This is a genomic window from Teichococcus deserti, from assembly GCF_001982615.1.
GTDB lineage: Bacteria > Pseudomonadota > Alphaproteobacteria > Acetobacterales > Acetobacteraceae > Pseudoroseomonas > Pseudoroseomonas deserti.
In genome coordinates this window covers 31,255-52,768 of sequence record NZ_MLCO01000009.1, presented here as the reverse complement: position 1 = coordinate 52,768, position 21,514 = coordinate 31,255, and the positions used below count along the sequence as shown (strand labels likewise).

The window sequence follows — 21,514 nt, the reverse complement described above, 5'->3', positions numbered from 1 at the left end:
CATGGCCGCACGGTTCCAGGACAGGGTGGTGATCGTCACCGGCGCCGGCTCGGTCGGGCCGGGCTGGGGCAATGGCCGGGCGGCGGCGGTGCTTTTCGCCGCCGAGGGCGCGCGGGTCTTCGGCGTCGACCGCGACCTGGCTGCCATGGAAGAAACCGCGTCCCGCATCGCCGAGGCCGGCGGAAGCTTCACCCCGCTGGCCTGCGACGTCACCGACAATGCCTCGGTCCTCGCCATGGTGCAGGCGGTGCAGGGTGCGGCGGGCCGAATCGACGTGCTCGTCAACAATGTCGGCGGGTCCGCCGCCGGCGGGCCGGTCGAGATGGCCGAGGAAGTCTGGGACGCCCAGGTCGACTTCAACCTGAAGAGCGTCTTCCTGACCTGCAAGCACGTGCTGCCGCTGATGGAGGCGCAGGGGTCCGGCGCCATCGTCAACCTGGCCTCGACCTCGGGCATCCGCTGGACCGGCTCGGCCCAGGTCGCCTATGCCGCCTGCAAGGCCGGCGTCATCCAGTTCGGCAAGGTGGTCGCCGTGCAATACGCGGCCAAGGGCATCCGGGTGAACACGGTGGTGCCCGGCCAGATGCACACGCCGATGGTCGAGGTCCGCCTGGCCGGCCAGCGGACCGGCGGCGACGCCCAGGCGCTGCTGGCCCAGCGCCTGGCGCGCATCCCGCTGGGCTTCGCCGGCGACGGCCGCGACACGGCGCATGCCGTGCTGTTCCTGGCCTCCGACGAGGCGCGCTTCATCACCGGCACCGAGCTGGTGGTCGATGGCGGCATGTCGGTGCGCTGCGGCTAGGCGGAGATGGCGGCGAGCAGCAGCGCCTTGTCGACCGGCTTGGTCAGGTAGTCGTCCATCCCGGCCTCGCGGCATTGCCGCTCGTAGAGCGGGCCGACCGCGGCGGTCAGGCCGATGATGCGCGTCGCCCTGTTCGGCCCGGCGCCGGCGCGGATGGCGCGGGTGGCGTCCAGCCCGTCCATCACCGGCATCTGCATGTCCATCAGGATGATGTCGAAGCGGCGCTCGCCGGCGCTGGCCACCGCCTCGGCGCCATTGGCCACGGCGGTCACCGCCATCCCCGCCCGCTGCAGCATATGCGTCAGCACCAGCTGGTTCACCGCATTGTCCTCGACCAGCAGCACGGCGCGGCCGGCGGCGGGGCTGGGTGTCACCGCCGGCGGCGGTGCGCCCGGCTCGGCGCGTTCCGGCCGGCCCAGCGCCTGCAGCAGCGCAGCGCGCAGGGAGGAAGGCAGCACCGGCTTGGCCAGGGCCGCGGCGAAGCGGGCGGCACGGCCCGGCCCGGCCTCGCCCGGGGCCTGCAGCGCCACCAGCCGCGGTGGCGGTGCCGGGCGGGCGGCGAGTGCCGCGGCCTCGGCGCCGGCGGCCAGGACCAGGGCAGCCCCGGGGGCTGCGGGCACGCCAGCCGCGCTTTCGGCGATGCGCGGCCGGCAGCCGAGCTGGCGCAGCTGCGCCACCAGCACCTCGCGCTCCGGCGCGCAGGGCTCGACCACCAGCACCACCAGATCCTGCAGCGGGCCCGGGGCGGGCGGCGGCGGGTTGGCGGCGGCATGCACCAGGATCTCGAAGCGGAAGACCGAGCCGCCGCCGGGGCGTGGCCAGGCCTCGATGCCGCCGCCCAGCAGCTCGGTCAGGCGGCGGGTGATGGCCAGGCCCAGCCCGGTGCCGCCGTAGCGCCGGCTGGTCGAGGCATCGGCCTGGGTGAAGCGCTCGAACAGCATCGGCACCTGGGCGGGATCGAGGCCGATGCCGGTGTCGCTGACCGTGCCGCAGAGCCGCCAGGCCCGGTCGTCCCCGGGCTCCGGCGCCGCCGAGAGCACCACCCGGATCCAGCCGGATTCGGTGAACTTTCCTGCATTGTCCATGAGATTGAGAAGGATCTGGCGGAAGCGCAGCAGGTCGCCCGAGACGCGCGGCGGCAGGCCGGCGGCCACCTCGCCCAGCAGGGCGACGCCGCGGGCGGCAGCGCGCGGCGCCAGCAGCGCCAGCAGCCCGCCCAGCTGCTCCTCGGGCGAGAACTCCACCGCCTCGCGCTCGATCTCCCCGGCGTCCAGCTTGGAGAAATCGAGGATGTCGTTGAGCACGGCCATCAGGTGGCCGGCCGAGCTCTGGATGGTCTCGGCATAGCGGCGCTGCACCGCGCCGAGCTCGGTCTCCAGCAGCAGCCCGCTCAGCCCGATGACGCCGTTCATTGGCGTGCGGATCTCGTGGCTCATGGTCGCCAGGAAATCGGCCTTGGCGCGGGAGGCGCTCTGCGCCACCGCCTCGCTGGCCTCCAGCCGCTGGCCCTGGCGCAGCAGCCGCCAAAGTGCTGCGCCGGCGATGGCCAGCACGGCGGCGGCGGCGCCGAGCAGGATGCGGTCCTGCTCGCGCGCGGCGCCGAGGACGTCGGCGCGTTCCTGCGCCACCTCGACCACCACGGGCGCCTGGCGGCTGACCGCGAAGCTGGCCGTCACCTCGCGCCCGCGCAGGTCGCGGCCGCTGAAGGAGCCGAGCTCCCGCCGCGGCAGGAAGTCGCGGAACAGCCAGTTGTCCGGCATGGCCTGGCCGATGCCCAGGCTGCCGCCATCCGCCCGCGCCACCAGCCGGCCCTCGAAGTCGTAGAGGCGGATGGCGAAGCCGAAGGCCTGGGCGGGGCGGGCGGCCAGCGCCGTCAGGTAGTCGGGGTTGAGCAGGGCGATGGCGGCGCCGACGAAGCCTGCCTCGGGCGCGATCAGCGGCAGCGCCATGGGCAGGGTCCAGCGCTCCCAGGGATCGGCATGGCCGCGCCCGTCCAGGTAGCGCCCGGGCTGCGGCGGGAGGAGGAAGAAGTCGATGCCGGGCATGTCGCGCGCCGGGCCTTCGCCGGCCTGGGGGTCGAGGCCCTGGAACCAGGGCTGGCTGCCAAGTTCCCGCCCGACCAGCATCGGCACCGAGGCGGAGACGACGCGGCCGGTCTGGTCGGTCAGCAGCAGGGCGCGCAGCTGCGGCATGTCGCGCAGCAGGCTGCCCATCTCCGGCGAGAGCTGCGGCGGCTGGCCGGTGGCGATGCGGCTGCGCTGCTCGGTCAGCACCAGGCCGGCGGCCTCGATGGCGCCCGAGATCTGGTCGGCCAGCCCAGAGGCCAGCGCCTGGGTCAGCTGCGCCGCCGAGGCCTGCGCGCGGGACTCGCGGCGCTCGGCCAGGATGCCGTAGGCTGATCCCAGCACCCCGGCCAGCAGCAGCAGGGCCAGGGCCACCACGCTGCGCGGCCCGGCCCAGCGCCTCGCCACCCGAGCCGCCGCGCGCCGCAACCCGGTGGTCAGACCCGGTATGCTAGCCCTCGGCGGCGGATCGGCAGGAGGCTTGGCGATGACATCCGATGCAGCATGCGAGGGAGCATCTGGGGGAGCATCCAGGGGCAGGCGCTGCGTCTCCGGCTGGCCGGCCTCGGGACGAGGGGCAGGGGGGCTCATGATCCTTCTGCTGGCGATCTGTTTCGTGATTGTTGCTGAAACGCGGCCGAGCTGGTCGCGTATCCCCGCGGCTACCTTTCTCGACAAGGCAGCGGCGTCGCGCCCCGGCCCCGGGGCCGAGCGGGTCTCGATGGAGGCCGCCGAAGCCGCCCCTCCCTCCCTGTCGCCGCGCCCGGTCCTGGCCGCGGTCCAGGCGCGCGGCCTGCTGCGGGTCTGCATCTGGCCGGAATACTACGCGATCAGTTACCGAAACCCGCGCAACCGTGCCCTGGAAGGCTTCGACATCGACATGGCCCGGGCACTGGCCGGGCGCCTCGGCGTGCGGCTCGAATTCGTCGACAGCAGCTTCGCCCGCTTCATCGAGGCGCTGGAGCAGGGCGACTGCGACATCGCCATGTTCGGCGTCGGCGTGACGCCGGAGCGGGCCGCCCGGGTCGCCTTCAGCGAGCCCTATCTGCGCGGCCGGGTCTATGGCGTCGCCGATCGCGGCCATCAGGGGCTGCAGCGCTGGCAGGCGGTGGATCAGCCTGGCGTGGTGGTGGCGGTGGCGGCGGGGACGCTGATGGAGCCGATGATGCGGCAGAAGCTGCGCCAGGCGACGCTGTCGGTGGTGCGCCCGCCGCAGACGCGGGAGGCCGAGGTGCAGGCCGGCCGCGCCGATATCTTCATCTCCGACTATCCCTACACGCGGCGGCTGCTGCGCGGCCAGGACCTGTTCCGCATCATCGAGATGCCGGAGGATTTCGGCGTCACCCGCTATGCCTATGCGCTCCGCCCGGGCGACGCTGCTTGGCTGGCCGAGGTCAACCGCTTCCTGCAGGAGGCCCGGGCCGACGGGCTGCTGGAGCAGGCGGCGAAACGCCACGACCTGCTGCCGATGCTGCAGCCGTGAGTGGAAAGGGGGCCGCGACGGCGCGGGACCAGCCGCCGCGGCGATCCTGGGAGGAGGGGATCGCGCCGCGTCTGACCGGTAGAGCTTAAGGGCGGCTTAAGACGTCGGCCCAGGACGCCGAGAAGGCGTCAGCGCAACACGCCGAGGGCGCGCAGCAGCAGGGTGGCGAGGGTGACGCCGCCGGCGGCGGCCCCCATGGCCAGCCAGGACAACAGGCTGCGGTCGCGCTGCAGCTAGATCTGCTCGGCGGAAAGCTTGAGCTGCTCGGCAGCCAGCTTCAGCGCCTCGGCGCCCGTCTTGCTGGCTTCCTGGCCGAGCTTGCGGGCCTTTTCCGTCAGCTCGCTTTGCTCGGCGGCGAAGTGGGTGGCTACCTCGGCCAGCTTGTTCTGCAGGGCAGCGAATTTGCGGGTCTCGGCCTGGGCGCGCTCGATCTGGGCGACCTGCTGGCCAGGTCCAGGCGGGCGCCGTCTTCCGCGGCGACGGCATCCGGGGCGGTCGCGCCCATCGGGCCCTCCGCAAGGCCGGCTGGCGGCCGTGGCCTTGAGGATATACGCATGCCCGCCGGTGCAGACAAGCATCGCGCGGGGGCGCCTCCCTTAAGCCGCCCTTAAGCCAGCCAGGCAACACCGTTCCAACAGCGATGGGGCTTCGGGCAGAAGAATGCGGGTGCTGGTGGTGGAGGATGATGCGGTGCTGCTGGATGCCGTCCGCGTCGGGCTGGGCCTGGCCGGCGCCACGGTGGACGGCGTCGCCAGCTGCGCCGATGCCCGGGCGGCGCTGTCGACCGGCGGCTTCGACGCGGTGGTGCTGGATGTCATGCTGCCCGACGGCTCCGGCCTCGACCTGCTCTCCGCCTGGCGGCGCGGCGGCGACCGCACGCCGGTGCTGCTGCTGACCGCGCTGGACGAGGTCGCCGACCGTATCCGCGGCCTCGACACCGGCGCCGACGACCATCTGGGAAAACCCTTCGACCTGGATGAGCTCGCGGCGCGGGTCCGCGCCATCGCCCGGCGCGGGGCGGGAAGGGCGGCGGCGCTGCTGCAGCTCGGCGATATCCTGCTCGATCCGGCGGCGCAGCGGGTGACGCTGGCCGGCCGCCCGGTCGAGCTGTCGCGGCGCGAATTCGCCGTCCTCGCCGCGCTGATGGAACGGCCGGGCACCATCAAGTCGCGCCCCGATATCGAGACCCGCCTCTATGGCTGGCAGGAGGAGATCGAGAGCAACGCCGTCGAGGTCTATATCCACAACCTGCGCGCCAAGCTGGGTCGCGAGGCGATTGAGACGGTGCGCGGCGTCGGCTACCGGATGCGGGCTCCGCGATGACATCCATCCAAGGCAGGCTTTTCGCCATCCTCCTTGCCGGCACCGGGCTGCTCTGGCTCTGCGCCGCCGCCTGGATCTATGCGGGCGCGACCCAGCGGCTGCAGCAGGTGCTGGACAGCCGGCTGCAGGCTTCGGCGCATATGGTCGCCTCGCTGCTGACCGACGGCAATCTGGTGGCGGCCAGCCCCGGGGCGGCGCGGATCCCCTCGCTGGAGGGAGCGGGGCGGCCGCTTTCCTGTCAGGTCTGGTCGCTGGATGGGCGCCTGGTCGCCCGTTCCGAGGGCGCGCCGCTGGCAAAGCTGTCGGACCAGCCGCCGGGTTTCGCCGACCACGATGTCGGTGGCGAGCCCTGGCGCGTCTATGTCGTCGAGGACCCGGCCAAGGGCCTGCGCATCCTGGTCGGCGACCGGCTGGTGGAGCGCCAGGCGCTGCTGGCCGAGCTGATCAAGAGCCTGCTGGTGCCGGGGCTGCTGATCCTGCCGCTGCTCGGCCTGCTGATCTGGGCCTGCCTGGCGCGCGGCTTCCGGCCGCTGCGGGCGCTGACCGGCGAGCTCAACCGCCGCTCCGAGGAGGACATGCGCCCGATCGAGGCGGCGCCCGACGCGCCCACGGAGATCCGCCCGGTCGTGCAGGCGCTGAACGACCTTTTCGCCAAGGTCGAGGCGGCGCGGCGGCAGGAGCGCGCGGTCACCGCCTTCGCCGCGCACGAGCTGCGCACGCCGCTGGCCGGGCTGAAGGCGCAGGCGCAGATCGCCATCGCCGCCAGCCATGACGCGGCGGTGCGCGACGGGGCGCTGCGGCAGATCCTGGTCGCCGTCGACCGCACCACCCGTCTGGTCAGGCAGCTGCTCAGCATGGCCAAGCTGGATTCCGCCAGCGAGGCCGAGCGGCTGGAGGAGATCGACCTGGCCGCGCTGCTGGCCGAGGTGACCGAGCCGCAGCGCGGCGCCACCGGGCGGGTGGAGATCGCCCCCGAGCTGCGCGGGCTGGTGCTGCGCGGCAACCGGGCGCTGCTGGCCCTCGCTTTGCGGAACCTGCACGAGAATGCGGTGCAGCACATGCCGCCCGGCGGCCTGGTGCGCTGGGGCCTCGAGGATGGCGACCGGCTGTTCGTCGAGGATGAAGGCCCCGGCATCCCGGCCGAGGAGCTGCCGCTGGTCACCCAGCGCTTCTTCCGCGGCCGGCACAAGAGCCCGACCGGCAGCGGCCTCGGCCTCGCCATCACCGAGCTTGCTTTGCGCCAGGGCGGCTGGGCGCTGGCGCTGCGCAACCGCGTGGCCAGCCCCGGCCTGCGCGCCGAGATTCTGCTGCGCGGCGCCTGAGCCAGGGCTGGATTTCCGCGCGCCGCCGGTCCTGAATGGACCGGCCAGCGAGAAGGGGCCCCGCCGATGCGCAATGCCAGCCTGCAGCAGGATTTCCGCGAGGCCAGCAGCGCCTCGGCCGAATGGGAGGCGCGGGGCAGGGTGGTGATGCCCATCGCCAGCTCCCGCGCCATCGCCTTCCACGATCCCTATCCGCTGACGGTGACGCGGGCCGAGGGGTCTTTCCTGTGGGATGCGGACGGGCAGCGCTACATCGATCTCGCCAGCAACATGTACAGCCTGGTGCATGGCAACGCCTTCCCGCCGGTGGTGCAGGCGGCGGCGGCACAGCTGGCCCAGGGCAGCGCCTGGCCGGCGAACAACACGGCGCAGATCGAGCTGGCCGAGGAACTGGTCGCCCGCCTGCCCGCCGTGGAGAAGGTGCTGTTCTGCAATTCCGGCACAGAGGCCTTTTCGCTGGCGCTGAACATCGCCCGCGGCCAGACCGGGCGCCACCGCTTCCTGATGGCCCAGGGCGGCTATCACGGCACGATGTGGGACACCAACCTGGGCGGCCGCGCTGCGCCGGGGCCGGTCCACTTCTCGGCGCCTTACGGCGACACCGCGGCTTTCCTGTCCGTCATCGAGCAGCACGGGGACGAGATTGCCGCGGTCTTCCTGGAGCCGGTGCTGGGCTCGGGCGGCTTCGCGCTGCCGCCGGCCGGCTTCCTGCGCGCGGTCTACGAGGCGGCGCGGGCCACGGGGATCGTCTTCGTCCTCGACGAGGTCATCAGCTTCCGCCTGGCCTTCAACGGCGCGCAGGGCGCGCTCGACTTCGCCCCCGACCTGGTCATGCTGGGCAAGGTGATCGGCGGCGGCTTTCCGGTCGGCGGCGTCGGTGGCCGGGCCGAGCTCCTGGCGGTGGTCGACCCGGCAGCGCCCCGCGCGCTGGCCTCGGGCACCTTCAGCGGCAATCCGGTGACCATGGCGGCGGGCCTCGCCTCGGTCCGCGCCCTGACGCCCGCGGCCATCGCCCATATCGACCGCCTGGCGCAGCTGCTGGAAGCCGGGCTGCAGGCCGAGGCGGCGGCGAAATCGCTGCCGCTGCACACCCGCCGCGTCGGCTCCATGCTCGGGCTGTTCTTCTATGATCCGGGCCAGGCGCCGGTGTTCGCGGCCAGCCGGCCGGACGCCGCCTTCACCCAGGAGCTGCACCTCGCCATGTTGCTGGAAGGGCTCTTCCCGCTGCCGCGCTGCGCCATGACCACCACCACGGTGATGACGGCGCCGCTGATTGCCGAGGTGGTGCAGCGCTTTGGCCGGGCCCTGGCGCGCGTCGGCAGCCTGGTGCCCGTGCCCGCCTGATCAGCGGTCCCGGGCAGGCCTGCCAGGAGCGGCGCAGGCGCCCGCCCCTTGGTGGCGCGCGCCTGGACGGCGGGGCAGCCAGGCCGCGCGGACCGGCGCCTGCTGCGCCGGGGGCCGGCTCAGCGCCGCATCATGCCCTTGCGGATCTCGCGCTCCACGGCAGAGCGCTCGGCCGAGCCGGTGCGGCGGATGATCTCGCGCACCACCGCCGGCGAGACCCGGTGGCGGCGGGCGAGGTAGTCGATCTCGGCCTCGTCCACCGCCTGGCTCTGGGCCGCGGCGGGGGCGGGCTTGCTGTCCTTGGCGAGCATGTCGATCTCCTGCCCGCGCCAGCGAGCCTTCGGCAGGACGCGCAGCCGACAGGGCGGCGCGTCGCTGCGGGGTCAAGAAGTCAGGAAGCCGGGGCGTCAGAACGCCGGGACGTCAAACCGTCGGGGCGTCAGAAGTGCGGGTGTCAGAAGTCCGGGTGTCAGAAGTCCGGGCGTCAGGCAGTCAGCGCGTCAGGCAGTCAGGGCGTGACCGGGCTGGCGCCGCGGCGGAGCTGGCTTTCGCGCACCACGCGCTCATGCCCGTCCTTCTGGTTGCGCACCCGGTACTCGCGGTCGGTGCCTTCGTTCGGCAGCAGCCGCTCCACCGTGTAGATGCCACCCGGAACATGGCCTTCATGCTTGCCGGGATGGACCTCGACGACCTGGCCGACGGAAAAACCATGGGGTTGCATGCTGATCCTCCGCGTGACGCTGTGGGGCGGGGCTGGCGCGGGACGCGCCGCCCTCGCCGGGTTGCCCGGGCTCCAGGGTCCGACTGACCCGGTCCCCGGGCAGGCTGCTGACCGGCGCCGCACCGGCGCCGGTCATGGCCGCAGCCTCAGCCCTTGCGCAGGTTGCCGGCCGAGACCTTGCCCTGCTGGCCCTGCTGCAGGTCGAACTGCAGCCGGTCGCCTTCGCGCGGCTCGGCCAGGCCGGCGCGCTGCACGTCGGAGATGTGCAGGAAGACGTCCTTCGAGCCGTCCTCAGGCTGGATGAAGCCGAAGCCCTTGGTCGCGTTGAACCACTTGACGGTGCCGAATGCCATGATGAAGCTTGCTCGCAACAAGAGACCACGCCGCGGGATCGCGGCCTGGATCGAACTTCGCGGGGAGACGGACACCGGGCTCGGCACTCAAGCGTGAGCAGGGAGAGCAGGCCGAACCAAACGAGCTGATGGCGACAAGATGGGGGCGCGCGGGCGCCGGCGCAAGCGCCGTCGCCGCTTCGCTCGTCGAAACCGCCGAATTTACCTAGGGTTTGCGGCAGCCGTTCAGAAAGATTGCGATGGCGCGGTCGATCCGGGCCTCGACCACCTCCTGCGGGAAATGCGGCACGAAGCCCATCAGCTGCTCATGGTGGAAGGCGCCGATCGCCATGCCCATCAGCAGCCGCGCGGCCTCCGGCGGCGGGCCGAAGCGGTGGCCGCCCTGGCGTTCCAGCGCTTCCAGATAGTCTTCCAGCGCGCTGCGCGCCTTGCCGACGCCGCGCCGCTCGGCCGCGTCCAGCAGCGCCGGGCTGTGGGTGTATTCGGCCAGCGCCATGCGGATCCCGGCGATCGCCTGGTCGCTCAGCAGCAGGGCCGCGACCGCGCGCAGGAAGCCGCCCAGCGCCTCGGCCGGCGGCAGGGCATGGTCGATGCGGATGCGCAGGAAGGCGTCCTCGCGCTGGTCCTGCAGCGCGAAGAACAGGTCGTCCTTCGAAGCGAAGTGCTTGTAGATCGTCTTCTTCGAGCAGCCGGCGCCGCGTGCGATGGCGTCCATGGTCGCCAGGTGGAAGCCGCGGGCGCGGAACTCGGCCGCCGCCGCCGCCACCACGCGGCCGCGCAGCGCGCATTCCACCGGAGCCCCCCCGCCATCCAGGGCCGGTTCGCCGGCCGCTTTCGTATCCATCTGTAACGCCATCCGTCAAAGAATTGTGCAGTGCGGTATCGGCTTGACCGAAGCGTGGAAACCGGACAGTTTCCGGCCCCCGGAAACTACACGGTTTCCAAGCGCCACGACAAGCCCCGCCGAGGATGCCCCCGCATGACCCTCCCGTCACAAGCTTTCTTGGCCCGCCGGGGCCTGGTGCCTCTGGGCGGGCTGCTGCTCGGCGCCCTGGCGCTGGCCGGCTGCAAGGAGGAGGCGAAGGCGCAGGGCCAGGCCGCCGCGGCACCGCCGCCGCCGGTCACCGTGGTCCGCCTGGCGCCCGAGGCTGTCTCGCTCGAGACCCTGCTGCCCGGCCGCACCACCGCCTTCCAGACCGCCGAGATCCGCCCCCAGGTCGGCGGCGTGATCCGCGAGAAGCTGTATCGCGAGGGCGAGACCGTCGCCGCCGGCCAGACCCTTTTTCAGATCGACCCGGCGCCCTATCGCGCGGCGCTGGCCAGCGCCCAGGCCACCCTGGCGCGGGCCGAGGCGACGCTGAGCGCCGCCCGGGTCACCGCCAACCGCTACCGCCCGCTGGTGGCGCAGAACGCGGTCAGCCGGCTGGACTACGACAATGCGGTGGCCGCCCAGCGCCAGGCCGAGGCCGATGTCGCCGCCGGCAAGGCCTCCGTCGAGACGGCGCAGATCAACCTGGACTATACCAGGGTCAGCTCGCCGATCGCCGGCCGCACCAGCCGCTCCAGCCTGACGGTCGGCGCGCTGGTCACCGCCGACCAGACGGGCGCGCTGCTGACGGTGACGCAGCTCGACCCGATCTATGTCGATGTGACCCAGCCCTCGGCCACCCTGCTGCGGCTGCGCCGCGAGCTCGCCGCCGGCCGCATCCGCAGCAGCGGCGACGCCGCGGCGGAAGTGCATCTGGTCCTGGAGGACGGCACCGCCTATCCGAATGCCGGCAAGCTGCAATTCTCGGAAGCCACCGTCGATGCCGAGACCGGCTCGGTGACCTTGCGCGCCCAGTTCCCCAATCCCGACGGCGTGCTGATGCCCGGCATGTTCGTCCGCCAGCGGCTGGAGGAGGGCATCGCCCCCGACGCGCTGCTGGTCCCGCAGCAGGCCGTGACCCGCAACTACAAGGGCGAGGCCACGGCCATGGTGGTGCAGGCGGACGGCACGGTCGCCGGCCGTGTGCTGCGCACCGAGCGCGCCATCGGCAACAAGTGGCTGGTCTCCGGCGGGCTGCAGGCCGGCGACCGCGTCGTGGTCGAGGGGCTGCAGCGCATCGCGCCGGGGGCGAAGCCGCAGGTGACCGAAGTCTCCGCCGCCGAGTTCGATGCCCGCACCCGCCAGCAGGCGGGGAGCTGAGCCCGCCATGGCCCGCTTCTTCATCGCGCGCCCGGTCTTCGCCTGGGTCATCGCGCTCAGCATCATGCTGGCCGGCCTGCTGGCGCTGCGCAGCCTGCCGGTCGCGCAATACCCGAACATCGCGCCGCCGGCGATCCAGATCAGCCTGAACTATTCCGGCGCCTCGGCCGAGACGGTGCAGAACACCGTGGTCCAGGTGATCGAGCAGCAGATGACCGGCCTCGACGGGCTGCTCTATTTCAGCTCGGACAGCAACCGCGACGGCAGCGCGGTGATCAAGCTGACCTTCCGTCAGGGCACCAACCCCGACACCGCCCAGGTGCAGGTGCAGAACAAGCTGTCGCTGGCCGAGAGCCGCCTGCCGGAGACGGTGCGCAACACCGGCATCCGCGTCGCCAAGGCGACGTCCAACTTCATGATGGTGCTGGGCTTCGTCTCGACCGATGGCAGCATGTCGGGGCCGGACATCGCCGACTATATCGCCTCCAACGTGCAGGACCCGCTGACGCGGACCACCGGCGTCGGCGACTTCCAGCTGTTCGGCTCGCAATACGCGATGCGCGTCTGGATCGACCCGGACAAGCTGCTCTCCTTCAACCTGATGCCGTCTGACATCAGCACGGCGATTGCCGCGCAGAACGTCCAGGTCGCGTCCGGCGAGCTCGGCGCGCTGCCTTCGGTGCCCGGCCAGCGGCTGAACGCGACGCTGATCGGCCCCTCCTACCTGAACACGCCGGAACAGTTCGGCGCCATCCTGCTGCGGGTGAAGACCGATGGCAGCCAGGTGCGGCTGCGCGACGTCGCCCGCATCGAGCTGGACGCACAGAGCTTCAGCATCAGCAGCCGCTACAACGGCCAGCCGACGGCGGCGATCGGCGTGCAGCTGGCCTCCGGCGCCAATGCGGTCTCCACGGCGGAGGCGGTGCGCGCCACCATCGACGGCCTGCGCCCGAGCTTCCCGCATGGGCTCGAGGTGGTCTATCCCTTCGACACCACCCCCTTCGTGCAGATCTCGATCGAGGAGGTGGTGAAGGCGCTGGTCGAGGCCATGGTGCTGGTCTTCCTGGTGATGCTGCTGTTCCTGCAGAACCTGCGCGCCACGCTGATCCCGACGCTCGCCGTGCCGGTCGTGCTGCTCGGCACCTTCGCGGTGCTGTCCTTCGCCGGCTATTCGATCAACACGCTGACCATGTTCGGCATGGTGCTGGCCATCGGCCTGCTGGTCGACGACGCGATCGTCGTCGTCGAGAATGTCGAGCGGGTGATGGAGCAGGAAGGCCTGTCGCCGCTGGAAGCGACCCGCAAGTCGATGGACCAGATCTCCGGCGCGCTGGTCGGCATCGGCCTGGTGCTGTCGGCGGTCTTCCTGCCGATGTTCTTCTTCGCGGGCTCGGCCGGCGTCATCTACCGGCAGTTCTCCATCACCATCGTCACCGCCATGACGCTGTCCGTCATCGTGGCGCTGGTCTTCACGCCCGCGCTCTGCGCCACCATCCTGCGCAAGCCCAGGCACGGCGCCGGCACGAAGGGCTTCTCCGGCTGGTTCAACCGCAACTTCGACCGCACCAACCGCGCCTATGGCGGCGGGGTGAAGCGGCTGGTGGCGCGGCCGCTGCGCGTCATGCTGGTCTATGCGGTGATCGCCGGCGGCATGGGCGTGCTCTATCTCCGCCTGCCTGCCAGCTTCCTCCCCGCCGAAGACCAGGGCGTGATGTTCGTCCAGGTCGCCACCCCGCCGGGCGCCACCGTCGAGCGCACCCAGCAGGCGATCAACGCGGTCACCGACTACCTGCTGAAGGAGGAAGGCGAGCGGGTGCAGTCGGTGATGGGCATCACCGGCTTCAGCTTCGGCGGCCGTGGCCAGAGCTCGGCCATGGCCTTCGTCCGGCTAAAGGACTGGGGCGAGCGCAAGGCCGCCGAGGCCCAGGTCGCCGCCATCGCCGGCCGCGTCATGGCGCGCTTCGCCAGCTATCCGGATGCGCAGATCTTCGCCTTCTCGCCGCCCGCCGTCTCCGAACTCGGCAATGCGACGGGCTTCAACATGCAGCTGCTGGACCGCGGCGGCCTCGGCCAGGCGGCGCTGGCCGCGGCGCGCGACCAGTTGCTGGGGGCGGCGGCGCAGAGCCCGGTGCTGATGGGCGTCCGCCCGAACAGCCTGCGCGACGAACCGCAATACCGGCTGAACATCGACTGGGAGAAGGCCAGCGCGCTCGGCCTCGCGGTCGGCGACGTCAACGCGACCCTGTCGGCCGCCTTCGGCTCCACCTATCTGTCGGACTTCCTCGACCGCGGCCGCATCAAGCGCGTCTACATGCAGGGCGACGCCGCCTCGCGCATGCTGCCCGAGGATCTGGACCGCTGGCAGATCCGCAACGCGGCCGGCAGCATGGTGCCCTTCTCCGCCTTCGCCAGCGCCAGCTGGGAAGTCGGCTCGCCGAAGCTGTCGCGCTACAACGGCACCAACTCGGTCGAAATCCTAGGCGACGCCGCCGCCGGCCAGAGCACCGGCGCCGCCATGGCGGAGATGGAGCGCCTGGCCGCCGAGCTGCCCGCCGGCATCGCCATCGACTGGACCGGCCTGTCCTACGAGGAACGCGCGGCCGGCTCGCAGGCCATGGCGCTCTATGCCATCTCGATCCTGGTGGTCTTCCTCTGCCTCGCGGCGCTGTACGAAAGCTGGGCGATCCCGGCCTCGGTGCTGCTGGTCATCCCGCTCGGCGTCTTCGGCGCGGTGCTGGCGACGCTGCTGCGCGGCATGGCCAATGACGTCTATTTCCAGGTGGGCCTGCTGACCACCATCGGCCTCTCCGCCAAGAACGCCATCCTGATCGTCGAATTCGCCAAGGAGCATTTCGAGAGCGGCGAAAGCCTGGTGGATTCCGCCCTGCATGCGGCGAAGGAGCGGCTGCGGCCGATCCTGATGACCTCGCTGGCCTTCGTGCTCGGCGTGGTGCCGCTGGCTATCGCGACCGGGGCCGGCGCCGGCGGCCGCACCGCCATCGGCACCGGCGTGATCGGCGGCGTGGTCGCCGGCACCGTGCTGGCCGTCTTCTTCGTCCCCGTCTTCTTCGTGCTGGTGCTGAAGCTGTTCCGCACCGAGCGCCGCCGCGACCGGCAGCCGGCCGCCGCGCAGCCGAGCCTGGAGTCCTGAGCACCATGGTCCGCACCACTCCTCTGCTGGGCCTCGCGGCACTGCTGCTGGCCGGCTGCTCGCTGGACCCCGACTATGTCCGGCCGGCTTCCCCGGTCTCCGCCAGCTGGCCGACGGGCGCCGCCTATGCGGCCCCGGCGTCCGGCGCGCAGACGGCCGACAGCATCGCCTGGCAGGACTTCTTCCTTGATCCCGCGCTGCGCCGCCTGGTCGGCATCGCGCTGGAGAGCAACCGCGACCTGCGCGTCTCGACGCTGCATGTCGCCGCCGCCGAGGCGACCTACCGGGCGCAGCGGGGCGGGCTGTTCCCCTCCTTCGGCGCCAGCAGCGGCGTCAGCTACGGCCAGACCCCGGCCGACCTGGCGGGCGGCGCCGCCACCGGCCGCACCAGCCCGGTGACCAGCCGGAGCTGGAGCGCCGGCCTCGGCTTCACCGCCTGGGAGCTCGACCTCTTCGGCCGCGTCCGCAGCCAGAGCCGCGCCGCCTTCGAAGACTACCTGGCGCTGGAAGAAACCCGGCGCGCCGCGCAGATCACGCTGGTGGCCCAGGTGGCCGATGCCTGGCTGACGGTGCTGGCCGACCGCGAGCTGCTGGCCCTGACGAAGCAGACCCTGGCCAGCCAGGAGCAGTCCTACCGCCTGACCCAGGCGGTGACCGCCGGCGGCACGGCGACCGCATTGACGCTGCGCCAGGCGCAGACCGCGGTGGAGACGGCGCGCGCCAACCAGGCGCAATACACCCGCCAGCTGGCGCAGGACGAGAATGCCCTGGCGCTGCTGCTGGGCCAGCCGATCCCGGCCGACCTGCCGGCCAGCAGCCTGTCCTCGGGGCTGATGCTGGCCGACGTGCCGGCGGGGCTCTCGTCGGAGCTGCTGATCCGCCGCCCCGACGTGCTCTCGGCCGAGCACAGCCTGCAGGCCGCCAATGCCGATATCGGCGCGGCGCGCGCGGCCTTCTTCCCCTCCATCACCCTGACCAGCAACTACGGCACGGCCGGCGCCGCGCTGTCGCGGCTGTTCCAGCCCGGCTCGGGCAGCTGGAGCTTCGCGCCGTCCATCGACATCCCGATCTTCTCCGGCGGCACCAACCAGGCGAGTCTCGACCTCGCCAAGGTGCAGAGCAACATCCAGGTCGCCAATTACGAGAAGGCGATCCAGACCGCCTTCCGCGAGGTGGCCGACGCGCTGGCCGCCCGCGGCACCTATGGCGAGCAGCTGACCGCGCAGCAGGGCTTGACCGATGCCTATGCCGACAGCTACCGACTGGCGGAACTTCGCTTCCGCAGCGGCGTGGACAGCTACCTGACCACGCTGGACTCGCAGCGCGAGCTCTATGCCGCCCAGCAGACCCTGATCACCCTGCGGCGCGACCGGCTGGCCAGCCTGGTGACCCTGTACAAGGTCCTCGGCGGCGGCTGGCGCTGAGGGCGGCAGCCATACGACAGTGACACCCTGAAGGCCGCGGCGACGCTCCCCCCCTTGGCAATCCGCGGGGCGGCGTCGGCGTCCAGGCCTTGGGGGCAGGGGAGACCGACAGGTGCGTGACCAACCGGCCCGCGGCGGCGGCATGGGCTTCCGGCAATTCGTCGCGCTGATCGCGGCGCTGATGGCGGTCAATGCGCTGGCCATCGATTCCATGCTGCCGGCGCTGCCCGCCATCGGGCAGTCGCTGGGCATCGTCGCCGACAACGACCGGCAATGGATCATCACCGCCTATCTGCTGGGCTTCGGCGCGGCGCAGATCTTCTACGGGCCGCTGGCCGACCGCTTCGGCCGCAAGCCAGTGCTGCTGGCCGGGCTGGTGATCTACACCCTCTGCAGCATCGCCTGCGCCCTGGCGCCGACGCTGGACAGCATGCTGCTGGCCCGCGCGGCGCAGGGGGTGGGGGCGGCGGGGGCGCGGGTGCTGACCATCTCCATCGTGCGCGATCGCTATGCCGGGCCGCAGATGGCGCGCGTCATGTCGCTGTCCTTCATCGTCTTCCTGGCGGTGCCGATCATCGCCCCCTCGATCGGCCAGGCGATCGTCGCCGTCGCACCCTGGCCCTGGATCTTCGGGGTCCTCGCCCTGTTCGGCGCGCTGGTCTCCGCCTGGGTGACCTTCCGCCTGCCGGAGACGCTGAACCCGGCCGACCGCATGCCGATCAACCCCGGCCGCGTGGCGCGCGCCTTCGGCGCCGTGCTCGGGCACCGCAGTGCCGTCGGCTACATGCTGGCGATGACCATGATGCTGGGCTGCATCTTTGGCTTCATCAACTCGGTGCAGCAGCTCTTCGCCGATGTCTTCCACGCCGAGGCGCTGTTTCCCGCCGTCTTCGCCCTCATCGCCGGCTTCATGGCCATGGCCTCCCTGACCAATGCCCGCGTCGTGGTCCGCCACGGCTCGCGCCGCATCAGCCACCTGGCGCTGCTGGGCTACATTGTCATCGGCACGCTCCATGCGCTGGTGGCGCTGGCCGGCTACGAGACGCTCTGGACCTTCATCCTGCTGCAGGCGCCCCTGATGTTCTGCTTCGGCCTGGCGGTGCCCAATTTCGGCGCGCTGGCCATGGAGCCGCTCGGCCATGTCGCCGGCACGGCCTCGGCGGTGCAGGGCTTCGTCACCACCCTGGGCGGCGCCCTCATCGGCTTCTGGATCGGCCAGCACTTCAACGGAACCGCCGTGCCCATGCTCACCGGCCTCGCCGCCTGCGGCATCGCGGCGCTGGCCTGCGTCCTCTATGCCGAGCGCGGCCGGCTGTTCAGCCGCTGAACGCAGGTCTAGCATCGCCGGAAACCCCCCCCGCAGGAGCGACCGGCGATGAACGACCTCCACGGCCTGGACGGGCTGATGCCCGCCCCCAACCCGCTGCTGGGCGACCTGGCCCGCCGCGGCTTCATGATGACCTCGTTGATGACCGGCCTGACCCTGGCCGTGCCCCACGGCGCCAGCGCCCAGGTCATCAGCACCGACACGCAAGGGCTCTCCGCCGGCGAGGTGCAGGTCCCGGTGGCCGATGGCCGCATGCCCACCTACTACGCCCGCCCCGAAGGCGCCGGCCCCTTCCCGGTGGTGCTGGTGATCGAGGAGATCTTCGGCGTCCACGAGTACATCAAGGACACCTGCCGCCGCCTGGCCAAGGCCGGCTACCTGGCCGTCGCGCCCGAGCTCTATGCGCGCCTGGCCGATCTGTCGAAGATGACCGACGCCGCCACCATCGTCCGCGACGTCATCAGCAAGGCGCCCGACGCCACCGTGCTGTCCGACCTCGACAGCGCGCTCGCCTGGGCTACGACCGAGGGCCGCGGCGACGCATCCCGCCTGGCGGTCACCGGCTTCTGCCGCGGCGGCCGCAACACCTGGCTCTACGCCGCGCACAATGCGAAGCTGAAGGCGGCCGTCGCCTGGTACGGCCCGGTCGCCGGCGCCACCAGCGCCATCCAGCCGCGCACCGCGACCGACGTGGCGGCCGAGCTGAAGGCGCCGCTGCTGGGCCTCTACGGCGCCGCCGACACCGGCATCCCGCCGGCCACCGTCCAAGCCGCGGCGGAGAAGGCGCGGGCAGCGGGCAAGACCGTGGAGATCGTCGTCTTCCCGGACGCGCCGCACGGCTTCCACGCGGATTACCGCCCCAGCTACCGCAAGGAGATCGCGGAGGATGGTTGGGGAAGGATGCTGGCTTGGTTCAAGAAATACGGGGTTTAAGAGAAGACAGAAAAAGGCCAGGGGAATGAATTCCCCTGGACCCCTTCTTTTTTCTGTCAGCGCTGCCGCGGTCTCCCGGCAAAGCGGGACGCTGCACTCATAAAAAATGCGCCCCGCCATGATGACTGTGTGACGCATCCGTCGGGGCGCAGGTCATACAACGGCCGGTGATCAGAAAAAAGAAGGGGGTTCGGGGGAATTCATTCCCCCGACCTGCCAGTCTCTTACTTCGTCGTCGTCGCCGAGAAAGCCACCGTCCGCTGATCCTGGCGCGGCTCGTAGGTGATGCTGGCGCGCGTCGCCCAGAAGTTCACCAGCTGGTACAGCGGGATGCCGGCCACGTCGTCGGCCACGATCTTCTGCGCCTCGATCAGCAGCTTCTCGCGCGCGGCATCGTCCATGGTGGACAGCGAGCGGTCGATCAGCGTGTCCAGCGCCGGGTTGGAGTAGGCGCCCCAGTTCGCCGGGCCCCGGCCGGTGGTGCGGTCCATGGTGGTGAACATGTTGGTCAGGGCGTAGCCGGCCTCGCCGGTGCTGATGCCCCAGCTGAAGAAGGGCATGGCGAATTCATGCTTGGCGCCGCGGCCCAGATAGACCGAGGCCGGGATGGCGTCGACGGTGGTGCGCACGCCGACGCGGCTCCACATCTGGGCGATCGCCTGGGCGACGGTGCGGAAGTCCGGGCGGTCGGCGAAGGCGCTCAGCGTCAGGCGGAAGCCCTGGGGGAAGCCGGCCTCGGCCAGCAGCGCGCGGGCGCGGGCCTGGTCGAAAGCGGGGATGGCGATGTCGGGCGTGTAGGAATAGGCGCCCGGCCACATGAACTGCCCGGCCGCCTGGGCGGTGCCCTCCAGCACGCGCTCGGCCAGCGAGACGCGGTCGATGGCGTGGCTCAGCGCCCGGCGGACGCGGATGTCGCGCAGCGGGTTGGCGGGCAGCGGCTTGCCGTCATTGTCGGCGGCCTGCGGGCTGCTGTCCGCCTCGAAGTTCGGCAGCAGCAGGATCGAGCGGTTGCCCGGGGTGGAGGCGACGCGGAAGCGGCTGTCCTGGCGGAAGCGCGGCAGGTCGTTGCGCGACGGGCTGTCGATCAGGTCGACGTCGCCGGACAGCAGCGCCGCGCTGCGGGCGCCCTCATTGGCGATGAAGCGCATCGAGACGCGGTCCCATTCCGGCCGGTCGCCCCACCAGTTCGGGTTGCGCTCCAGCTCGACGCGCTCGTTCTTCAGGAAGCGGGTGACGCGATAGGGGCCGGTGCCGACCGCGGCGCGCAGCCCGTCGAAATCGTTCTCGCCGGCCTCGACCGCGTGCTTCGCGACGATCGAGATGGCGGTCATGTTGATCGGCAGGTTGGGCGAGGGCTGCTTGGTGGTGATCCGCACCACGCCCGGGCCGGCCGCTTCCACCGACGCGATGTCACGGGTGAACGGGGCGTAGCCCAGCGGGCTGTTCGGGATATTGGCCGAGCGGTTCAGCGAGAAGACCACGTCATCCGCGGTCACCGGCCGGCCGTCCGACCACGTCACGCCGGGGCGCAGGGTGAATTCCCAGACGGTGTCGGAGACCAGCTTCCACTCGGTCGCCAGGCCCGGGGCCAGGGACATGTCGCCGCGCTGCTCGATGAGGCGGCTGAAGACATGCAGCGACAGGTTACGGTCGGCAATGCCGTTGTAGAAATGCGGGTCGACCGACAGCGGGAAGGCGCTGTTGCCCATGGTCAGGTCGGCGGCAGCGACAGTCTGCAGCGGGGCGGCACAGAGAAGAGCGACAGCGGCAACCGACCACTTCCACATCATGGTATTTCACCTGTTCTCAAGCATGACAATCAATTCATCGAGGATAGGCCCGGCCTGCGCAGGTGTGAATACCGAAAGGCCTGACGCTGGCGAGGCAGGGCGGATTGCGCTTTGATGCGTTGGTCACCCTCCCTCGCGAACGGAACCCGGTCCATGCGCAGCGTCCTCTTCCCCCTGGCGGCGCTGGCCGGCGGCCTGGCGCCGATGGCGGCCGATGCCGGCACCCTGGAGCAGGTGCGCGAGCGCGGCCGCCTGTTCTGCGGCGTAGGCGAAAGCTTTCCCGGCTTCTTCGCCATGGACAGCCAGGGCGAGTGGCGCGGCCTCGACGTCGATGTCTGCCGCGCCGTGGCCGCCGCCGTGCTGGGCGACGCCTCGAAGGTGACCTTCAAGCCGGCCACCCCGGTCGCCCGCTTCACCCAGCTGCAGTCGGGCGAGGTCGATCTGCTGTCGCGCTCGGTCACCTGGACCCTGGGGCGCGAGGCGGCGCTGGGCCTCGCCTTCACCGGCACCACCTTCTATGACGGCCAGGGCTTCCTGGTGCGGCGCGCGCTGAACATCGCCCACGTCAAGGCGCTGTCGGGCGCCAGCATCTGCACCCAGAGCGGCACCACCACCGAGCGCAACCTGGCCGATTACTTCCGGTCGCAGGGTGTGGCCTTCACCCCCGTCGTCTTCGAGACCGCGCCCGAGGCCATCGGCGCCTATGAGGCCGGGCGCTGCGACGCCTACACCACCGACAAGTCGACGCTGCAGGCCCGCATCAAGGGGCTGCGCGACCCGTCGCAGCACCTGATCCTGCCGGAGACCATCACCGTGGCGCTGAACGGCCCGGTGGTGCGCGGCAACGACGCGCCCTGGGCCAGCGTGGTGCGCTGGACGCTGAATGCCCTGGTCGGCGGCGAGGCCCGCGGCATCACCTCGGCCAATGTCGCGGAGCGCCGCGCCGGGGGCACCGATCCGGAGACGCGGCGGCTGCTCGGCCAGGATGGTGCGCTGGGCCGCGCGCTGGGCCTCGATCCGGCCTGGGCCTATGAGGCGATCCGCCAGGTCGGCAACTATGCCGAGCTCTACGACCGCAACCTCGGCCCCGCCGCGCCGGTGCAGATCCCGCGCGAGGGCGGGCCGAACCGGCTGTGGCGCGACGGAGGGCTGATGGTGGCGCCCTCTTTCGAATAGGCTGCCGGCCGGCTGGCGGCGGAGGGCTTTGACAGGGGTGGGGGGGTCATGGCATCGCTCCTCGGGCGCCGGGGTCTCCGGCGCGCCGCGTCCCGCCAGCCCCCGGATCGCCGC

18 protein-coding genes are annotated in these 21,514 nt (G+C 71.6%); 11 read left to right on the top strand and 7 right to left on the bottom strand.

The window, feature by feature from the left end:
• Position 1 precedes the first annotated feature (1 nt).
• Positions 2-802, top strand: a complete 801-nt coding sequence (locus tag BKE38_RS01515; protein ID WP_076955606.1) for an SDR family NAD(P)-dependent oxidoreductase — start codon at positions 2-4, stop codon at positions 800-802.
• On the opposite strand, the gene BKE38_RS01510 is transcribed toward BKE38_RS01515, so the two are convergent.
• On the bottom strand, positions 799-3,273 hold the full coding sequence (locus BKE38_RS01510; RefSeq protein ID WP_165694089.1) for a response regulator: 2,475 nt from the start codon (positions 3,271-3,273) through the stop codon (positions 799-801). The genes BKE38_RS01515 and BKE38_RS01510 overlap by 4 nt on opposite strands.
• Positions 3,274-3,586: 313 nt before the next feature.
• Between BKE38_RS01510 and BKE38_RS01505 the strand changes: the two genes are divergently transcribed.
• Entirely contained in the window at positions 3,587-4,348 is a 762-nt protein-coding gene (locus BKE38_RS01505) for an ABC transporter substrate-binding protein (protein WP_076955604.1), read from the top strand.
• A gap of 233 nt (positions 4,349-4,581) precedes the next feature.
• On the opposite strand, the gene BKE38_RS01500 is transcribed toward BKE38_RS01505, so the two are convergent.
• Positions 4,582-4,926, bottom strand: a complete 345-nt coding sequence (locus BKE38_RS01500; protein ID WP_076955603.1) for a hypothetical protein — start codon at positions 4,924-4,926, stop codon at positions 4,582-4,584.
• 82 nt (positions 4,927-5,008) lie between these two features.
• On the opposite strand from BKE38_RS01500, the gene BKE38_RS01495 reads away from it, so the two are divergent.
• From BKE38_RS01495 to BKE38_RS01485, 3 genes are all read left to right on the top strand, one after another.
• Positions 5,009-5,671 carry a response regulator gene (locus BKE38_RS01495; protein ID WP_076955602.1) on the top strand — a complete coding sequence of 221 codons (663 nt, stop codon included), beginning with the start codon at positions 5,009-5,011 and terminating at the stop codon, positions 5,669-5,671.
• The gene (locus tag BKE38_RS01490) at positions 5,668-6,993 is read left to right on the top strand and encodes a sensor histidine kinase N-terminal domain-containing protein (protein ID WP_076955601.1); all 1,326 of its coding nucleotides are present in this window, start codon (positions 5,668-5,670) and stop codon (positions 6,991-6,993) included. Before BKE38_RS01495 ends, BKE38_RS01490 begins: the two co-directional genes overlap by 4 nt.
• Positions 6,994-7,059: 66 nt before the next feature.
• Positions 7,060-8,337, top strand: a complete 1,278-nt coding sequence (locus tag BKE38_RS01485) for an aminotransferase class III-fold pyridoxal phosphate-dependent enzyme (RefSeq protein ID WP_076955600.1) — start codon at positions 7,060-7,062, stop codon at positions 8,335-8,337.
• 119 nt (positions 8,338-8,456) lie between these two features.
• On the opposite strand, the gene BKE38_RS01480 is transcribed toward BKE38_RS01485, so the two are convergent.
• From BKE38_RS01480 to BKE38_RS01465, 4 genes are all read right to left on the bottom strand, one after another.
• On the bottom strand, positions 8,457-8,648 hold the full coding sequence (locus BKE38_RS01480; protein ID WP_076955599.1) for a hypothetical protein: 192 nt from the start codon (positions 8,646-8,648) through the stop codon (positions 8,457-8,459).
• A gap of 197 nt (positions 8,649-8,845) precedes the next feature.
• A complete protein-coding gene (locus BKE38_RS01475; protein WP_076955598.1) occupies positions 8,846-9,058 on the bottom strand; it encodes a hypothetical protein in 213 nt (70 codons plus the stop codon).
• A gap of 146 nt (positions 9,059-9,204) precedes the next feature.
• A complete protein-coding gene (locus BKE38_RS01470; RefSeq protein WP_076955597.1) occupies positions 9,205-9,411 on the bottom strand; it encodes a cold-shock protein in 207 nt (68 codons plus the stop codon).
• Between the two features lie 205 nt (positions 9,412-9,616).
• Positions 9,617-10,255 carry a TetR/AcrR family transcriptional regulator gene (locus tag BKE38_RS01465; protein ID WP_076955596.1) on the bottom strand — a complete coding sequence of 213 codons (639 nt, stop codon included), beginning with the start codon at positions 10,253-10,255 and terminating at the stop codon, positions 9,617-9,619.
• 135 nt (positions 10,256-10,390) lie between these two features.
• Here BKE38_RS01465 and BKE38_RS01460 point away from each other — a divergent pair, with 135 nt between their 5' ends.
• From BKE38_RS01460 to BKE38_RS01440, 5 genes are all read left to right on the top strand, one after another.
• A complete protein-coding gene (locus BKE38_RS01460) occupies positions 10,391-11,599 on the top strand; it encodes an efflux RND transporter periplasmic adaptor subunit (RefSeq protein ID WP_076955595.1) in 1,209 nt (402 codons plus the stop codon).
• 7 nt (positions 11,600-11,606) lie between these two features.
• Positions 11,607-14,750: an efflux RND transporter permease subunit gene (locus BKE38_RS01455; RefSeq protein ID WP_076955594.1), complete on the top strand. Its 3,144-nt coding sequence runs from the start codon at positions 11,607-11,609 to the stop codon at positions 14,748-14,750.
• Positions 14,751-14,755: 5 nt separating this feature from the next.
• Positions 14,756-16,174 carry an efflux transporter outer membrane subunit gene (locus tag BKE38_RS01450; protein ID WP_076955593.1) on the top strand — a complete coding sequence of 473 codons (1,419 nt, stop codon included), beginning with the start codon at positions 14,756-14,758 and terminating at the stop codon, positions 16,172-16,174.
• A gap of 112 nt (positions 16,175-16,286) precedes the next feature.
• Positions 16,287-17,501 (top strand): multidrug effflux MFS transporter, encoded by a 1,215-nt coding sequence (locus tag BKE38_RS01445; RefSeq protein WP_242662129.1) that lies wholly within the window; start codon positions 16,287-16,289, stop codon positions 17,499-17,501.
• Between the two features lie 48 nt (positions 17,502-17,549).
• Positions 17,550-18,434 (top strand): dienelactone hydrolase family protein, encoded by an 885-nt coding sequence (locus tag BKE38_RS01440; RefSeq protein ID WP_106409104.1) that lies wholly within the window; start codon positions 17,550-17,552, stop codon positions 18,432-18,434.
• A gap of 224 nt (positions 18,435-18,658) precedes the next feature.
• Here BKE38_RS01440 and BKE38_RS01435 read toward each other — a convergent pair whose 3' ends face one another.
• The gene (locus tag BKE38_RS01435; RefSeq protein WP_076955591.1) at positions 18,659-20,224 is read right to left on the bottom strand and encodes an ABC transporter substrate-binding protein; all 1,566 of its coding nucleotides are present in this window, start codon (positions 20,222-20,224) and stop codon (positions 18,659-18,661) included.
• A gap of 153 nt (positions 20,225-20,377) precedes the next feature.
• Between BKE38_RS01435 and BKE38_RS01430 the strand changes: the two genes are divergently transcribed.
• Entirely contained in the window at positions 20,378-21,400 is a 1,023-nt protein-coding gene (locus BKE38_RS01430) for an amino acid ABC transporter substrate-binding protein (RefSeq protein ID WP_076955590.1), read from the top strand.
• Positions 21,401-21,514 lie beyond the last annotated feature (114 nt).

Coding starts and splice junctions, on each gene's coding strand:
- BKE38_RS01515 (WP_076955606.1), top strand. CDS start 2: ATGGCCGCACGGTTCCAGGACAGGGTGGTGATCGTCACCGGCGCCGGC.
- BKE38_RS01505 (WP_076955604.1), top strand. CDS start 3,587: ATGGAGGCCGCCGAAGCCGCCCCTCCCTCCCTGTCGCCGCGCCCGGTC.
- BKE38_RS01500 (WP_076955603.1), bottom strand. CDS start 4,926: ATGCTTGTCTGCACCGGCGGGCATGCGTATATCCTCAAGGCCACGGCC.
- BKE38_RS01495 (WP_076955602.1), top strand. CDS start 5,009: ATGCGGGTGCTGGTGGTGGAGGATGATGCGGTGCTGCTGGATGCCGTC.
- BKE38_RS01490 (WP_076955601.1), top strand. CDS start 5,668: ATGACATCCATCCAAGGCAGGCTTTTCGCCATCCTCCTTGCCGGCACC.
- BKE38_RS01485 (WP_076955600.1), top strand. CDS start 7,060: ATGCGCAATGCCAGCCTGCAGCAGGATTTCCGCGAGGCCAGCAGCGCC.
- BKE38_RS01480 (WP_076955599.1), bottom strand. CDS start 8,648: ATGCTCGCCAAGGACAGCAAGCCCGCCCCCGCCGCGGCCCAGAGCCAG.
- BKE38_RS01475 (WP_076955598.1), bottom strand. CDS start 9,058: ATGCAACCCCATGGTTTTTCCGTCGGCCAGGTCGTCGAGGTCCATCCC.
- BKE38_RS01470 (WP_076955597.1), bottom strand. CDS start 9,411: ATGGCATTCGGCACCGTCAAGTGGTTCAACGCGACCAAGGGCTTCGGC.
- BKE38_RS01465 (WP_076955596.1), bottom strand. CDS start 10,255: ATGGATACGAAAGCGGCCGGCGAACCGGCCCTGGATGGCGGGGGGGCT.
- BKE38_RS01460 (WP_076955595.1), top strand. CDS start 10,391: ATGACCCTCCCGTCACAAGCTTTCTTGGCCCGCCGGGGCCTGGTGCCT.
- BKE38_RS01455 (WP_076955594.1), top strand. CDS start 11,607: ATGGCCCGCTTCTTCATCGCGCGCCCGGTCTTCGCCTGGGTCATCGCG.
- BKE38_RS01450 (WP_076955593.1), top strand. CDS start 14,756: ATGGTCCGCACCACTCCTCTGCTGGGCCTCGCGGCACTGCTGCTGGCC.
- BKE38_RS01440 (WP_106409104.1), top strand. CDS start 17,550: ATGAACGACCTCCACGGCCTGGACGGGCTGATGCCCGCCCCCAACCCG.
- BKE38_RS01435 (WP_076955591.1), bottom strand. CDS start 20,224: ATGATGTGGAAGTGGTCGGTTGCCGCTGTCGCTCTTCTCTGTGCCGCC.
- BKE38_RS01430 (WP_076955590.1), top strand. CDS start 20,378: ATGCGCAGCGTCCTCTTCCCCCTGGCGGCGCTGGCCGGCGGCCTGGCG.